This window comes from Leptospira semungkisensis (assembly GCF_004770055.1).
Classification (GTDB): domain Bacteria; phylum Spirochaetota; class Leptospiria; order Leptospirales; family Leptospiraceae; genus Leptospira_B; species Leptospira_B semungkisensis.
Genome location: NZ_RQEP01000019.1, coordinates 175,442 through 190,795 on the forward strand (window position 1 = coordinate 175,442; position 15,354 = coordinate 190,795).

The following is a 15,354-nucleotide window of genomic DNA, read 5'->3' on the forward strand; positions in this document are numbered from 1 at the left end:
CTATGTCAAAGGTTTTACGCAGAGTCGTTCCGCTTTTATTTCTATTCTTTCCATTGGCATTATTCTCGGCGGAAAAATCCCCCGAAGAAGTATGGAACTCCTTTCTTGAATGGTCCGGACATCCTGTTCTTGTGGAAGAAAGGATGGTTAGAGTCCTTTCCATCGAATATCTCCAAGAATTGCGAAAAGACACCGAAGAGATGTTGGATTACCTTCTCACCAATTCTCCGTATTTGGATGCCAAACAAAAGGCTAAAAGTGAGAAGCTCAAAGAACAACTCAAAAGTTTAAAGATCCTAGAAGGAATTCAATACAAACTCCCTGGAAAAGAATGGGAGACCGTTCTCTTGGAAAAAGGGAATTTCCCGGAATCTTATTACGAATTCGAGACTAGCAAATTAAAGATCAGATATGTATTCAAGAGCCTTCCCTATAGGCCCGTTTCTAAATGGAGAGAATTGAAACTGCAAGGTAGCTTCTTTCTATATTCCGAATCGGGGGCTTTACTTCTCACTAAGACCTCGCCTGATTTTCCGATCAAGAATTTTGACATGAGAGAGATACGCGCTTATTACGAAACGGAAAAGAAGCACAGACAAGATGTCAAAAAGATCTCTGAGAATGGAACAGAGCTATATTACTTTGCAAATCACAATGTAATTCCCTTCTATGCATTACTTCTTTCTAAAGTTCTCCTAATCTTTGCATCCTTCATTATATTTTCTTTATATATAAGAAGGTTCTGGACCTTCTTAAGGGATCAAACCAGAAGGAGCCGCAAGGCAGAAGCCTCTTATCTTAGGGGTAAGGAAAAGGTAGAGGGTCGTTTTCTCTCGGAATAGGCCGGATTTTCAAGGTCCAAAATACCTTCCAGCATATTTGCTATACAAATATTTGTATTTTTTTCATCCCTCTCTTTGTTTTTTGGGTGACATAAGAAAATATAGGAGAGAAACTTTTCCCAGGGAATCGAAGTGTTTTTTCCTGGGGTTCTGGAATTTGTCCGGGGTCCTAGTATACTTCTATCTATAAAGAGATTAGGTTCCCTGCAAAATTTACGCGCAGTATTCAATCAAGGAGAACCGGGTCTTGGCAAGAGAAGGAGCTAAAGAGTCCATGAAAAAGCAAAAAGAAGAAGCCCAAGGTCTGGATGATTCCAAACGCCAGGCTATAGACCAAGCAATGACCCAGATCGAAAAACAATTCGGCAAGGGTTCCATTATGCGTTTAGGTTCGGCTTCCGCAAGCGCAGTCGCGCCTGTAATTCCCACCGGATCCTTGGATCTGGATATAGCACTTGGGATTGGCGGTTATCCTCTGGGTAGGATTGTAGAGATCTATGGACCGGAATCTTCCGGAAAGACCACTCTCACCCTTTCAGCAATTGCAGAAGCACAAAGAAGAGGCGGAGTCGCTGCCTTTATCGATGCGGAGCATGCCCTGGATCCGGCATACGCAAAGAAATTAGGAGTCAATTTAGAAGAGCTTCTGGTTTCTCAACCGGACAATGGAGAGGAAGCATTAGAAATTTGTGAATCTCTAGTACGAAGCAATGCAATTGATATCGTAGTTGTGGATTCAGTTGCCGCATTGGTTCCTAAGGCTGAGATCGAAGGAGATATGGGAGATTCCCATATGGGTCTACAAGCAAGACTTATGTCCCAAGCACTTCGAAAATTGACCGGAACCATTTCCAAGTCCAAGACTGTCGTTATCTTCATCAACCAGATCCGTATGAAGATCGGAGTCATGTTCGGTTCACCGGAAACTACTACAGGTGGAAACGCTTTAAAGTTTTATAGTACGGTTCGATTGGACATCCGTAAGATCGAGACCTTAAAAGAGAAGGAAGAAGCTACCGGAAACAGGGTACGTGTAAAAGTTGTAAAAAACAAAATGGCACCCCCTTTCCGTCAGGCAGAATTCGACATAATCTATAACACTGGAATTAGTCGAGAAAGTTCTCTCGTTGACTTAGGGGTAAAACACGACATTATTAGTAAATCCGGGGCCTGGTATTCTTATAATACGGAGAAGATCGGCCAAGGAAAAGAAGCCGCTAAGGAATTCCTAAAAGCGAATCCTGAAATTGCGTTCCAAGTAGAGAATATGGTTCGCGATCTGAATGGATTACCTCCTTTAGCGCCGGAAGGGAAACTTCCAAATCCTGCCCCTACCGAAGAAGCTCAAAAAGCAGCAGGTTAATTATACTACTGGCTTTCTTTTTAGAAACCATTGACCGCCGGATGAAACTCATCCGGCGTTTTTTTATTCCAAGACTGATCCGGTTTTCCAAAATTGCACCAAACCCATCTCTTCCATAAGGATAGTAAATGTCAGAGATCAGCATTATAGGAGCCGGCGGTTTTACCGGTAAGGAATTACTAGGGCTCATCGCGAGACATCCTAAGTACAAGACAGTTCATATCACTAGCGATAAACTCGCAGGAAAATCTCTCTCAGAAGTTTTTCCGGATCTTGTTTCTCCTGAAAATCTGATCTTCAAACGACATGAGGACGAAGTGCCGAAAGGCTCTCTGGTAGTTCTCGCCGTTCCGAACGAGGCCTCTCTCGAATTGACTCCAAAGTTTTTAGATAAGGGTCATAAGGTAATCGATCTTTCCGGAGTGTATCGCCTCCACGATCAGTCTCTATTCGAAAAGAATTATAAACTAAAGCACACTAGCTTTTCTTTAACGGACAAAGCTGTCTTTGGGATCCCAGAGATCTTCAGAGATAAATTAAAGGGGACGGATTTCGTTTCGAATCCTGGTTGCTTCTCCACATCTGTTATCTTGGCTCTGTATTTGCTAGGCGATCTGAGAAAGAAACTTCGCCCAAGGGTTATTGCAGATTGCAAATCTGGCATTAGCGGCGCAGGGGGAAGAGTCGAGGATGGAGGCTTCTCCTTTAATAGCGTGTATGAGAATTTCAGAGCCTATAAGATACTTTCTCATCAGCACGAACCGGAAATCCAAGAATATTGTTTTGCGGGTTCTGGCCTAGCGCATCCCGAGATCCTATTTGTTCCACATTTACTTCCCGTTTACAGAGGGATCTTATCCACTATTTACTTGGAAGCGGATTCGGAAGATCTGCCCATTCTTCAGACCTTGAAAGAGAATTCCAAATCGGAACCCTTTATCAGGATCAGAGAAACTCCCGAGGAGATAGATCTGGCAAAAGTAAGCCAAACGAATTTCTTGGATATCTCTGCGAGAGTTAGAGGAAAGAATATCACCATCGTCTCCGCATTGGATAATTTAATGAAGGGAGCTGCGAGCCAGGCATTACAAAATATCAATTTAATGCTGGGTGAACCTGAAACTCTCGGACTGCTTTAATTTAAATTCAAATGGAAAAGAGAAGTATTTACCATCTGGTTCGGGATTCCTGCATTCACTACAAGGATAGACCCTTTCAGTGGATTTGGGATGAGACTCACAAGAGTTTTTCGGGTGTCTCTTATTCGGAGTGGTTTGCAAGGTTAGAAGATCTCTCCGCATTCTTTCGATCCAAGAATGTAAGCAAGGGAGATAAGATCGGTTTATTCTGCGATAACCGAACGGAATGGGCATTGTGCTCCTTCTCAATCATGAGCGCGGGTGCTGCGGATGTACCGAGGGGCTGCGACGCAAGCGAAGAAGAGATCTTTTATATCCTAAATCATACAGAAGCAAAGATTGCCTTCATTGAAAAAGAACAGGTACTTCTCAAATTGGAAAAGGTATTAGATCGACTCGGCTCCTTAGAGACAATCGTTCTAATTGAATCTGAGGAAAGCTTTCCTTCCTTAGCTAAGATCCGATCTTCCAGGCCCAAACACCATTTCATCGATCTAGAGACTGCAATATCAGAAGGCAGCAATTGGATTTCCAAAAAGGGAAAAACGCAATTGCATTCTATCGGAGAATCTCTGACTCATGATGACATTGCAACCATCATCTATACTTCCGGCACCACAGGCGTTCCCAAGGGAGTCGTATTAAAGCATCGTTCCTTTACCTGGACAGTGGATCAGCTCCAACAATTCGTTCCTGCAAACCATTCCGATCGGATCGTAGTATTTCTTCCTCCTTGGCATATTGCGGAGAGGATCTTGGAAACTACTCTTCTCTCCATGGGAGCCTCCTCTGCTTGTTCAAATGTGGCTCAGTTGACCAGGGATTTTGAGATCATCAAGCCCACTGTATTAGTTTCCGTTCCTAGAGTTTGGGAAGCTTTGTATCGAAGGATCTGGGATAAGGCAGCTAAAACTTCTACTCTTAAATATACTATCTTCTCTATTGCGGTAAGAATCGCCGAATTCTATAATTCTCTCTTGGATACGGTAACCGGCAACTTCTCCGAGACAAAAGAAGCGAATAAAGAAGAATATCTAACGGATAAGTTCGTAGCGATCTCTCTTCTTCCTATATTCTATTTTTTGAATATGATTGCTCAGAAAGTATTGGGGCCAGTCAGGGCTCTTTTTGGCGGAAAACTACGCTTCGCATTTTGTGGGGCGGGTGCTATGCCGCCAAAAATCCAGTTTTTCTTTCGCTCCATGGGTGTTCCCATTATTGAAACCTATGGCATGACGGAAACTACAGGAATGGGTGCTTTGGGAGATTTTCCAATTCCTAAGACAGGTTCCATTGGCTCAGTTTTCCCGGGAGCTCATATCAAACTTGTGGATGAGAAAGGAGTTGTGGTTTCTAAGCCGGGAGTAAAAGGGATCGCTTGGCACAAGGGCCCTCACGTTACTGCAGGTTACTATAAGAATCCTTCTCTTACTGAAACGAATTTCTCGGATGGTTGGTTTAACTCGGGAGATCTATTCGTTTGGACCAAAACGGGAGAATTAAAATTTGCAGGCAGGGCAAAGGATACCATCGTCCTTTCTTCCGGTGAAAATGTAGAACCGGAGCCGATCGAAGCTAAGATCCTGGAAACTGGCTGGGCTCTTTCTACCGTGATCGTAGGCCAGGATCAGAAGTTTTTAGCCGCTCTAATCGTTCCTGACTTCAATAAACTCAAAGAGCATTTTTCCTCCCAAGGGATTCAGCTTCCATCTTCCCATTCCGAACTGATAAAGGATCCAAAAGTGACCCGATTCTACAAGGATCTGATCCGGGATGCGATTTCGGATAAAAATGGTTTCAAAGTCTTCGAAAAAGTTGCTGACTTCCGACTTTTGGATAAGGAATTCGAAAAAGGAAAAGAACTCACGGAAACCATGAAAGTGAAAAGAAATAAGGTTGCAGAACTTTATGAGGATCTGATAAAAACGATCTTCGCTTGATCCAAATGAGTCATTCTACTTTCCAAGATATTCTTTTCTGCGGAGCCTTCTCGGGCGAAATCGATAAACTAAAATCGGAATCCGGGATCTGGACCTTCGAAACCGGAGTGGGAGACCTTGAGGCTGCAGTCAATCTGCAGAAATATCTTTCCCAAAGCGATACCCCCAAGCCGAAAGCTGTCATTAGCATAGGATCTGCCGGCGTATACTCTTCTGTGCCTCGCAAAGATTGGGAAGGCAAGTTCGGAATTTCCCGAGTATTCGTGAATTATGAGATCGCGTATCTGGACAAGAAGGTCCGAATCCCTGACAATATGAATCTGAAATACGATTTCTTAGATTTCGAATTCCCTTTTGCAGGGGCGGAATTCTTGGAATTGGGGACCAATGGGACCGGCTCCGTCACCCTGGACGATTTAAGCCCTAGGGCTCTGGAGCGGATCAAAACCGAGGGAATCGGTTTCGAGAATATGGAGGCCTTCGGGCTCGCAAAGGTTTGCAAGACTTTGGACATCCAATTCGGCGCAATCTACGCGCTTACGAATAAGGTAGGTCCTAAAGGAAGCGAAGAATGGAAACTCTCCTGGAGAAAGCATTCTGACAGGCTCCAAGAGAGGATCTTAAGTTCTATCTAATCTATTTTTCCGAAGGAAAGAATAGTTTTCGGATATCCCCTACTGCGGCTTCTGCCTCTAGCTCTCCCTTCTTTATGATTTCCTTATATTTCCCGAAATCAGTGAATGCAAACTCTTCTATATGAAGATTAATGAATAAATCCATCTTCTCTTTTCTGAGTTTTGTGATCTCTCTTCCTTCTAATGTGATCGCGCGTGCCATGATCTTCAGGATAGGAGGATAGGTCACATCTTCCCATAAATTCTTGAAGAATGATTTTCCGGTTACCTTTCTGTCTTCGAGAAGACGAACGATTCCTTCATCTCTGAGCGGAGAAACGTTTACCGAAAGGATCACATCTGCACCCTTTCTTCGGATCAGATTGTCCGGAACATTATTCAATACCCCACCATCGATAAGCAGATGATCTCCTTTGAATATTGGAGGAAACATTCCGGGAAGACTCATAGCAGAGGCGAGAGCTTCCCAGATCGGTCCTTGGTCCATCACGTATTCTTGGCCACTATGTAAATCCACAGCAGAGGTAGCGAAAGGGATCTTTAGGTCTTCGATGAGCTGAGAACCGAAAGCATCTTTTAACATTCTAAGCATTCTCTTTCCCTTAAAGAAAGAGATAAGAGGAATGGTGGGATCGAAAGGCATTTCTATTCCCCCGAAAAACTTGCCGATCATCTTGAAGATGGAATCTGCAGTCTCTCCTCTTGCATACAATGCACCGATCACTGCTCCAAAGGAGGATCCGGAAACATAGTCGAATTGGATCCCTTCTCTCTCTAAGACCTTAAGTAGTCCCACATGGGCGAGTGCTCTTGCGCCGCCTCCTCCGAGTGAAAGCCCTCTAGTCTTAGAAACAAGATATCTTGCGAAGGTCTCCCCTTTATAGAATACCTTTTGGTCTGCAGAATCCTGATGCTTATGAAGGCCATTCTCTGACACAACAATGCGAGATGTCCTTCCTGAAAAATTTCGGATCCGCGGCTGCCAATAGTCCAAGATCTCATTCTTTTGTCTCAGATTCCTTTCGGGATTCTCTTCCCAGAAAACGATCTGATCACATTGCTGTACTAATTTATCCAGTTCAGGAATGAGCCCGGGACTCTTGAAATAAAGATGAAGTATTGTGGATTTCTTTCTAAGTTGCGCGATCGTCCGAACCATCTCGGCAACCGATTTCCCTTTGAAGGTGTCCATCTTGACGAGAGAGATCTGGCCCTCATGAGATTTACGTCCATGATCTACGATCAAATCCAGATTCACTTTAAAGTCGGTAACTTCTTCGATCGGAATATGGCATACGAGTCTTCTCGGAGAATAACCGGTATTATGAGGATCCTCCATGACCTCTCTCATCCGGATCCCCATGAGTCTCATCAGGTTTTGCGAAAGAGTTTTTTCCTTTCCTGCAAGTCTTAAAAAATACTCTCCGTCGATCACATAGAGCAAGGTATCTAAAATTGCCGTTGCGGATCCTGTATGTGCGGATCGAGTGAGCACGCTATTCTCTGCGAACACGTCCCCTTCTCCTAAATATCTAACGGTTTTGCCCGCCTCCCCAAGAGACATCATCACTTCTCCATGACGGATCAGATATAATTCCTTAGAGATTTCTCCCTTGTAGTAGATAACGGTATGATTGTGAACGTTTCTTTCTTCTATATGACCGTAGAGTAGAACGAGGGTTTTTCTTGGTAGTCCTTTAAACAAGGGAATGGATGCTAAGAATTGTAAGGCTTCCGGAGGGACTATTTTTTTCATGAGCGCCAAATCCTAACCTAGGAAATTTATTTTGTAAAGCGGATCTAGGATCGAACTATAGTAATAGCCGACGGAACAACAACCAGGAAATCCTCTTGATTTTTGGTCTGTTGAGTAAAATCTAGCTCCGATGATGTTAGATTCGGCCACCGTGGTTGAGATATTCAAGAAATCCGTCCAAGATTGGCATAAAGCAGAAGCCACTTCTACCAATCCGCACCCGGACTCTTCCTTAGAATTCCTATTTTATAAGAAAAACCAAATAGATACCATCCAATGGCACGTGGAAGACGAAATTAGAAGGCCCGATCTTCCGGATTCGGAACTGGTAAAATTCAAGCGTAAGATAGACGCGCTCAATCAGGAGAGAACAGATCTAGTCGAACAGATAGACGACAGGATCTCCGCGATGTTCCAGTCCGTAGTGAGAAAACCGAATGCCAGAATGAATTCGGAGACACCAGCATGGCTTATCGATAGAATGAGTATCCTGGAATTAAAGATCTATCACATGGATGAACAGACCAGGCGCACCGATGTCAGCCAGGAACATATCAATACATGCAAGAACAAACTGTCCGTACTACTAGAACAAAGAAAGGATCTTGCTCTTTGTTTGGACGAACTCATGGACGATCTTTCCAAAGGAGATAAGTTCTATAAGGTGTACAGGCAAATGAAAATGTACAACGATAAAAATCTGAATCCTTCTCTGTATACCAAACAGGCATGAATCTACTCGTTTTACGTTTTTCTGCGATGGGAGATGTGGCCCTTATGGCCCCGGCGCTCATCGCGGTCGCGGCGAAATATACCAATATTCAACTCACCGTAGTCACCCGCGGAAATTACGCGTCATTCTTCTATAATATCCCGAACGTGAACGTGATCGGTATCAATTTGAAGAAATACAAGGGACTCATGGGTCTCTATCGTTTATTCAAAGAACTGAATAAACTCGGGCCTTACGAAAAGATCGTAGATCTGCATTCGAGTGTTCGTTCTAGATTTATCAGTCTATTCTTTCGTTTCAAGGGAGTGCCTGTCTTCCAAATCATCAAGGGAAGAAGAGAAAAGATGCGCCAGATCAGAAAGCATCGTAAGGTTCTCAGAAAACTTCCTCATACAGTAGATCGGTACCTGAAAGTATTCGAGAAGGCCGGCTACCCTGCTAGCGTCAGAAAAGGTCCTTGGATCAATGTGGATCCAGAATCCAAGATCTATGCGAAGGACTTCTTACTTGCAAGAAAGATAGAAAAGAAAGAAGGGCTTTGGATCGGTTACGCTCCCTTTGCCGGCCATAAATTGAAAGAATGGCCATTAGAGAAAAGCATTGCTCTATTAAAATTATTGAAAGAAGAATTTCCGAATGTTCGGATCTTCCTATTCGGTTCCTCTCAAGAAGCTTCTATTATGGAAGAATGGAGGAATGGAGACCAAACGATCACAATCGTATCCGGTGGTAAGTACGGGATACGAGGAGAATTGGGGATCATGGAGAGGATGGACGTGATCATTGGAATGGATTCCTCTAATATACATATCGCGGCGCTTTTAAAGAGACCTGTGATCGCGCTTTTTGGAACCACTCACCCACTTTCCGGTTTTGCTCCTTTCGGACAAGAAGACACTGGAGTGCTGCAGATAGAGGACCTTCCTTGCAGACCTTGTAGTATTTATGGAAATACGACTTGTTATAGAAAAGACTTTGCCTGTATGGAAAGAATCACTCCGGAAGACGTGATCAAAAGGATCAACGTCATCAAGAATATCAATACTCTGTTCTGATCAACCCAAGATGCCGAAAGGATCCATTGAGAAGATCGTATTTAAGATGGATCTCTTCTTCTTTTTGCCTTTCTGGGCAGCTACCGATTTGTAAACCTCTTCCATCTTATCCACGCAAGCTTTCATCTCGTGGCTCTTGGAAATTTTAAGAGATTCCTCGGAGAACTTCGCGTACGTTTCTGGACTCTCCAGAATGCTGATCGCCTTCTCTGCGATATCCTTCACATCGAAAGACTTAGCAATATAACCGTTCTCTCCATGGTGAACCAATTCTGGAATTGCAAAAGAATCAACTCCTACCGCAGGAAGTCCGCAGGCAACCGCTTCTAATATCACGAGCCCTTGGGTCTCCATAGTGGATGCAGTCAGGAATAGATCGAAATTCGGATAATGTTGCGGAAGCTCGGCCCTATCAATAAAGCCAGTGAACATGATGGAACGTTCTATTCCAAGTTTTTGAGCCTGTAGTTTAAGAGAAGGAAGAGCCGGTCCGTCACCGATAATCGTGAGAGTAGCTCCCGGAATCTTTTCTACGATCAGCTTGAATGCGTTGATCACAACGTCGCAGTTCTTTTCGTAGGAGATCCTACCAACATGCAATAATTTAGGATTCTCGGATAATGTCTTAGGAGATCCCTTGAATTGAGAAAGATCCAATCCATTAGAAATGACCGCCACAGGCTTCTTAAGCCCGAATTCCTCTAATTGCTTTTTGATTAGATGAGATGGAGAAATGATTAGATCACAGCGATCATACAGATTATTCGTAATCTTTAAGATGATCTTTTTACGGATATTGAATTTGTCGAATTTCTCAAACTTGAGCAGATCCTTGATCTTGATCTTTTTGTTCAGCTTTCCAATTCTCATAAAAAGCTTGTCCAGCTTGAGCAGACGATAAAAGGACAGATACATGTCTTGTTCCGACATCAGAGTATGATACGTTCCTATGCTTGGAACTCCATACTTCTCAGTGGCATTGATCCCATATACACCCATAAGACCGGGAGTATGAATATGGACTAGATCGGGTTGAAATTCTTTGATCGCCTTTTTGATCTTAGAGGGAGAAGGAAGAACTACTTTGATATCAGGATAACTCGGAAGATAACCGCTTCTAAATCTCTCGACTCGAATCCTTTCGCCCATTCTCTCGAAATCACCCTCTCCGTATCGAGGACAGCAGATCAGAAATTCATGTCCTCTTTCAGCGAGTAACTCGGCAAAATTCCGCATGGAAATCGCCACGCCGTCTATTTTTGGAAGAAAGGTATCGGAAAAATAAAGGATCTTCATCTTAGTTCCTAATGCGAAACCAATCTCTAGTATAAGATGGATTTTACCACTCCATTCCAAGAATATTTGCCAAAAATAATCGAATTTACAAAGAATCCGAAAGTTAGATCCTTTCCTGAAATTATAGCCGATGAAAGAGTTTTTGAAAAAAGCCCACTTATTCTGTTTGCTTGCTACCTTCCCCTTAATCGGAGTCTCGGTAAGCTTGAGCCAAGGATTTCTCGTCCTCTCCTTTTTCTTTGGGCTTGCGGATCTTCTCAGAGAAAAACGCTTCGAGGATATTTTTCCAAAGCACAGACTCTTTCAGATTTCTCTCGCTCTATTCGTTTGGTATTGGATCGTATTCTTCCTACATCTTGCCTTGGATAGGGAGAATCCAAGCAGCCTGCGCTCCGCGTGGAACGGAGAATTGAAGGATTTCTTTTTGTTCTGCGGATTTCTCTCCGTAGGATTTGTTAAGAAGGAAGATACTCCTAGACTCTTTCATGCATTATTCTGGCTCTTTCTCATTCTGATATTCACTGGAATTGCCGGTGGATTCACACCGGTTCGATTGTCCAGACTGATCAGCGATCTGTATAAGGAATCTCATACATACAAATTCACTCATCCTTTGGGCTCCTTTTTTTCGGTCCCTCTTTATATCTCCATCGGGCTTATGAATACTCATTTAACCTTTGGTGGATTGTTGCAGTTTTTCTCAGCATTTGCAATCTTCTCCTTTTTGAAGACTTTACAAGAAGGGAATATTCGAAAAATCGCTTGGACCGGAATTCTTTTAGGACTCTATGTTTTGGTGCTTCTACTCAATCAAGCCCGCTCTAGTATGATAGGTGCCGGAGTAACGCTTTTGCTCGCAGGAATTCATATCTTTTTTCTAAGAAAAGAATTACCCAAATCCTTTTTAGTCAAAGGAGGAGTCGCCTTCTTAGGGCTGCTCTTGATCTTAGGAACCGCTTTGGCCATCAGTCCGGCCGGAAAGAAAGTAATCGGTCCCCTTTTCGGAAAGGAAAAACACACTGACTCAGGGCGAACCTTTATTTGGGACTCAAGCTTTCCATTAATACAAGAACATCCTTTGATCGGCGTCGGTCCTGGAAATTATAATCGCGCGATCGACGAAGTTCGTTCTAAACATTCAGAAGAATATCCCGAGCTTGCTTATTTCTATGAAGTCACTCAAAGAGGACATGCTCATAATGATTATTTCCATCTCGCATCCGTTTTTGGATTACCTGCGACGATCATTTATCTGAGCTTAGCAGCGAGCCTAGTCTTCTTTCTATTTCAATCGAAACTAGGCTTTCATCAGATCCTATTCTTTTACGGACTCTTAGGTTTCTTTGTATCCGGATTATTCCAATGTTATTTCCAAGATGATGAGGTAGTGATTCTATTCTGGTTGCTATTGGGATTATTCGTAAAATCCAGTGAATTAGAATCCGACCGTACATAGATTTTCTCTCCTTTGGTTCGGGAGACCTGTTTCCGAAAAGAATTCCGTCCAAGAGTTCGGAAACTCTTCCTTCTTCCATTGTCTTATATGTCCATCTGCGATAGATAGAAGAAGGTCCTGTGTCCAACGAAGGGAATCGTTCGCAGACTTATAACAGAAGTATAGACTGAAATCCTGGTATTCCAAAAGAATCATCCCAGTACTAGTCTCCAATGCTTCCTTCAGAAAATAGACTTCGTTTTGGACATTCACTTCGGACTTCTTCGGTAATTTACCTCGATGAAAGATCCATGCTTGGATCGGAATTTGAGAATTTATCCAAATAGAGATCATTTTAGAATTTTCGAATGTCCAAGCAGGCTCAGAAAAGATCAATATTTCAGGTCTCAAGAAGAGAACTGGTTTTTTAGTGGCTTCTTCTAATTCAGCCATCAGAGAAGTTTGAGAAGAGGTTGCGAGTGTATTTGCAGAACGATCAAGCAACCTTGCACCCAAATCCAAAGTACCGACACTCGGAAACTCCGACCTTCCTCCAAAATTACGGGAGCTGATCGATTCATAGTTTTGCAAGGATTTGCAGACATCCGTTTCTAAAAATCGATAGAGCTGGATCCAACGAAACCAAGAGAATCCGATATCCAAGAATATATCCTCTGAATTCGTTCCTTGTTTACAAACTGTAGAATGGACCGGATCGAATTGATACGTATTGGAAGAAGGAGCCATCTCGTATGAAGAGATCTGACTCGCCTTCTCCTCCACCCTCTGCCATTCGTCTTTAAACTGAGAGACTAGATTTTCGTTCTTGGTTCTCACAAGTATTTCTCGGTTCGAATCTCTCGCACTCAAGGAATAATTATAGGAACCTGTCAATAGCTCAAGATCATCGATGATTAGAGTTTTATGATGAAGAAGCCCTCCCTTTCCAAGACTTTCATCGTCTAGTATATCTTCGTTCCCGTCTTCCTGGATCACAAATCTCGAATTCGAAGAAAGCAGCTTACCCTCCGGATCAACCGGGCGATCATAAACTCCTGCGATAAAGTCCGCTTTCGAGAGAGCCATTCCGAGACTTAAAATAGGATCGTAATGGTCAAAGATCAGATATCTTATACTTTCTCGAGCCGAAGCAGCAGATGTAAATAATCGATCCTGGATCCTAAATCCATCATTTGGAGAATTCTTAAATTCCAGATCTCCTATCTTCAGGGTAACAAACGGATATTCTTCTCTTAAGAAAGAATGAAATTTTTCCCAATCCTTGCTAAGCAGAGAAAATTCGATATATCCATTATGATCTCGTTCTAAACCGTAGAACGTGAAATTTCCTGTTCCCAGAAACACTGTCTTATGATCGCTTACGAGTACCTTGCTATGTTGCAAACCGGAGCCGTCCCAATAGCGCAGAAAAGGAAGGATCGCATTCGGATACTTCTTTCCCCATTCACCCATGATTTGCAAATCCACTCCTCTAGAATGGGCGAGCAATAATTCATCCTCTATTTCAGGATCATCCAAGGAATACACATGCATATAAATGCTGTGCTTGGTTTCGCGGATCAATCTAAGGATCTCTTCTCGAACATTTCTTTTCTTCGCTTCTGGAACGAATCTACCCGGATAAGAAAAGAATGCTTTGGGAGAGTGATCCTCTTCCCAAGTAAGTCCCGAGCCTTCTTCATTGATGGAGCAAAACGGAAGAAGAAAAATTAGATAGAGTATCTTCTTCATTCCCATACCGCCTTCATTTGCAATAGAAGATACCAGTTTCGGAGCCCTACATTTAAATCTGTTTCAAAACCTCCCGCCTCTACTTGCAAGACAGGCATAGACTCTCCCTTCGGGATCCAGCCCAGGCTCAATCCTCCTTCTCTCAAAAAGGAATGGCTTAAGATCCTTTTGGAAAAGATCCAAGCTCCCGATGAGGCGATGTCTTCTTTAAAGAAGGAAATATATGTGAAGTGAACTCCAAACTGAAATCCCTGTCCCATCCATTCTGATCGAAGACCGATCAGGCCGGCTGGACGTTTGGTCGGATACTTTGTTTCTTCTCTTTCCAAGCCGGAAGAAGTAACCCAACTGGAAGGATAAAATCCCCAGATCTGCTGCAGGATCGGATTGGAAATAGGAGAGTTTCCCATTCCCACAAAACCGAGTTCCAAGATCTCCCCATTTGATTTTCTCTTTTCTTGGTCCGGCAAAAAACCGAAGAAAGAGATCTTGCTATCTTTCAGATAAAATCCTGTATCGAATCGAACTGCTTCTCCGCTGATTGGAAGAGATCTTTCCGGACGAGAAGGATTCCATGCAGTTTTATCTATCCCTCGAGAAAGAAAGAAATCACAAGAGAGATAAAAATATTTCCAGATGTATCCAAAGCCGAACTTCCATTCTACTAAGTAATCCTTGTCTCCATCTTCTTTACCGGATCTGGATTCTTTCTTGTCTTCTCCGAACCTTCCCCAATCCCCTAAAGACAAATAACGGATCTGAAAATGATAAACGAATTCATCATTCTTATTTCCTTGGATTAAGAAGCCTGTCCTATACCTGGATTCGTTCGATCGACTATGATTTTTGTCCTGAACCAATAAGGCATCACTTGCTTCTTTCGAAAGGAATTGCTCTCTGCCCTGCAATCTGAGCCAAGAGTTTTCCCAGAGAGGAAAGCCTCTGTATAGATCCAAGAGATCAAACCGAATCTTTAGGTTCGGATCCAGGTTTTCTACAAATACGCCTTCCACTCCGTCTGTCCAAGAAGTCCAAGCGGGAAAGGATTCAGGATCCGACCTTCTTCCCAATCCCCACAGAAAGCGGTTCTTTAAAATTCCTATATAACTGTTTCTGCCAGGAAGAAGCACCAAATTGTCTTCGGAGGCTTTGATCCCTACCCATTCCAAATGTGTTTTATACTCATTGCTTTCTTTCCGGTAAATAAAGCCAAAGCCTAGAGGTTGAGCGTTCCCAGAAAATCTGCCGGCTGTATCTTCATTCGGATGTTTCTCTCTTCCTTGGTCCCTAAATAGGATCCACTGAAAGTAAAATTTCAATCCGGGCAATTTAGAAGAAGGAACCTGAGAATATAGATCTGCTGCAATCAGGATCAAAGTAAAAAAGAAGATCTTTTTCATAAAGACCT

The 15,354-nt window shown here is 42.9% G+C and carries 12 protein-coding genes; 8 read left to right on the plus strand and 4 right to left on the minus strand.

Features of this window, described 5'->3' with window-relative positions:
* Nucleotides 1–2: 2 nt before the first annotated feature.
* The 5 genes from EHO59_RS15150 (at nt 3) to EHO59_RS15170 (ending at nt 5,919) form a co-directional block, all read left to right on the plus strand.
* Nucleotides 3–842 (plus strand): hypothetical protein, encoded by an 840-nt coding sequence (locus EHO59_RS15150; RefSeq protein WP_135589303.1) that lies wholly within the window; start codon nt 3–5, stop codon nt 840–842.
* A gap of 274 nt (nt 843–1,116) precedes the next feature.
* Complete coding sequence (recA, locus tag EHO59_RS15155; RefSeq protein ID WP_210413090.1) at nt 1,117–2,205, plus strand: recombinase RecA; 1,089 nt, start codon at nt 1,117–1,119, stop codon at nt 2,203–2,205.
* A 128-nt stretch (nt 2,206–2,333) separates the two neighbouring features.
* Nucleotides 2,334–3,344, plus strand: coding sequence for an N-acetyl-gamma-glutamyl-phosphate reductase (gene argC / locus EHO59_RS15160; protein WP_135589305.1), 1,011 nt, complete (start codon nt 2,334–2,336; stop codon nt 3,342–3,344).
* An 11-nt stretch (nt 3,345–3,355) separates the two neighbouring features.
* Nucleotides 3,356–5,284, plus strand: a complete 1,929-nt coding sequence (locus EHO59_RS15165) for an AMP-binding protein (protein ID WP_135589306.1) — start codon at nt 3,356–3,358, stop codon at nt 5,282–5,284.
* Between the two features lie 5 nt (nt 5,285–5,289).
* Nucleotides 5,290–5,919, plus strand: coding sequence for a nucleoside phosphorylase-I family protein (locus tag EHO59_RS15170; RefSeq protein WP_135589307.1), 630 nt, complete (start codon nt 5,290–5,292; stop codon nt 5,917–5,919).
* 1 nt (nt 5,920) lies between these two features.
* Here the strand turns inward: EHO59_RS15170 and EHO59_RS15175 are convergent, their stop codons facing one another.
* Nucleotides 5,921–7,675: a patatin-like phospholipase family protein gene (locus tag EHO59_RS15175; protein ID WP_135589308.1), complete on the minus strand. Its 1,755-nt coding sequence runs from the start codon at nt 7,673–7,675 to the stop codon at nt 5,921–5,923.
* A gap of 130 nt (nt 7,676–7,805) precedes the next feature.
* Here EHO59_RS15175 and EHO59_RS15180 point away from each other — a divergent pair, with 130 nt between their 5' ends.
* Both EHO59_RS15180 and EHO59_RS15185 read left to right on the plus strand, forming a co-directional pair.
* On the plus strand, nt 7,806–8,408 hold the full coding sequence (locus EHO59_RS15180) for a DUF4254 domain-containing protein (RefSeq protein WP_135589309.1): 603 nt from the start codon (nt 7,806–7,808) through the stop codon (nt 8,406–8,408).
* Nucleotides 8,405–9,463: a glycosyltransferase family 9 protein gene (locus EHO59_RS15185; protein WP_135589310.1), complete on the plus strand. Its 1,059-nt coding sequence runs from the start codon at nt 8,405–8,407 to the stop codon at nt 9,461–9,463. The genes EHO59_RS15180 and EHO59_RS15185 overlap by 4 nt, the downstream gene beginning before the upstream one ends.
* Here EHO59_RS15185 and EHO59_RS15190 read toward each other — a convergent pair whose 3' ends face one another.
* Nucleotides 9,464–10,759, minus strand: coding sequence for a glycosyltransferase (locus EHO59_RS15190; RefSeq protein ID WP_135589311.1), 1,296 nt, complete (start codon nt 10,757–10,759; stop codon nt 9,464–9,466).
* A 130-nt stretch (nt 10,760–10,889) separates the two neighbouring features.
* On the opposite strand from EHO59_RS15190, the gene EHO59_RS15195 reads away from it, so the two are divergent.
* On the plus strand, nt 10,890–12,215 hold the full coding sequence (locus tag EHO59_RS15195) for an O-antigen ligase family protein (RefSeq protein ID WP_135589312.1): 1,326 nt from the start codon (nt 10,890–10,892) through the stop codon (nt 12,213–12,215).
* On the opposite strand, the gene EHO59_RS15200 is transcribed toward EHO59_RS15195, so the two are convergent.
* On the minus strand, nt 12,195–13,946 hold the full coding sequence (locus tag EHO59_RS15200; protein WP_135589313.1) for a phospholipase D-like domain-containing protein: 1,752 nt from the start codon (nt 13,944–13,946) through the stop codon (nt 12,195–12,197). The genes EHO59_RS15195 and EHO59_RS15200 overlap by 21 nt on opposite strands.
* Complete coding sequence (locus tag EHO59_RS15205) at nt 13,943–15,346, minus strand: LA_2168 family protein (protein WP_135589314.1); 1,404 nt, start codon at nt 15,344–15,346, stop codon at nt 13,943–13,945. Before EHO59_RS15205 ends, EHO59_RS15200 begins: the two co-directional genes overlap by 4 nt.
* Nucleotides 15,347–15,354 lie beyond the last annotated feature (8 nt).

Bases quoted from the DNA above. Each gene is read 5' to 3' on its own strand.
- EHO59_RS15150 (WP_135589303.1), top strand. From the start codon at position 3: ATGTCAAAGGTTTTACGCAGAGTCGTTCCGCTTTTATTTCTATTCTTT.
- recA (WP_210413090.1), top strand. From the start codon at position 1,117: ATGAAAAAGCAAAAAGAAGAAGCCCAAGGTCTGGATGATTCCAAACGC.
- argC (WP_135589305.1), top strand. From the start codon at position 2,334: ATGTCAGAGATCAGCATTATAGGAGCCGGCGGTTTTACCGGTAAGGAA.
- EHO59_RS15165 (WP_135589306.1), top strand. From the start codon at position 3,356: ATGGAAAAGAGAAGTATTTACCATCTGGTTCGGGATTCCTGCATTCAC.
- EHO59_RS15170 (WP_135589307.1), top strand. From the start codon at position 5,290: ATGAGTCATTCTACTTTCCAAGATATTCTTTTCTGCGGAGCCTTCTCG.
- EHO59_RS15175 (WP_135589308.1), bottom strand. From the start codon at position 7,675: ATGAAAAAAATAGTCCCTCCGGAAGCCTTACAATTCTTAGCATCCATT.
- EHO59_RS15180 (WP_135589309.1), top strand. From the start codon at position 7,806: ATGATGTTAGATTCGGCCACCGTGGTTGAGATATTCAAGAAATCCGTC.
- EHO59_RS15185 (WP_135589310.1), top strand. From the start codon at position 8,405: ATGAATCTACTCGTTTTACGTTTTTCTGCGATGGGAGATGTGGCCCTT.
- EHO59_RS15190 (WP_135589311.1), bottom strand. From the start codon at position 10,759: ATGAAGATCCTTTATTTTTCCGATACCTTTCTTCCAAAAATAGACGGC.
- EHO59_RS15195 (WP_135589312.1), top strand. From the start codon at position 10,890: ATGAAAGAGTTTTTGAAAAAAGCCCACTTATTCTGTTTGCTTGCTACC.
- EHO59_RS15200 (WP_135589313.1), bottom strand. From the start codon at position 13,946: ATGAAGAAGATACTCTATCTAATTTTTCTTCTTCCGTTTTGCTCCATC.
- EHO59_RS15205 (WP_135589314.1), bottom strand. From the start codon at position 15,346: ATGAAAAAGATCTTCTTTTTTACTTTGATCCTGATTGCAGCAGATCTA.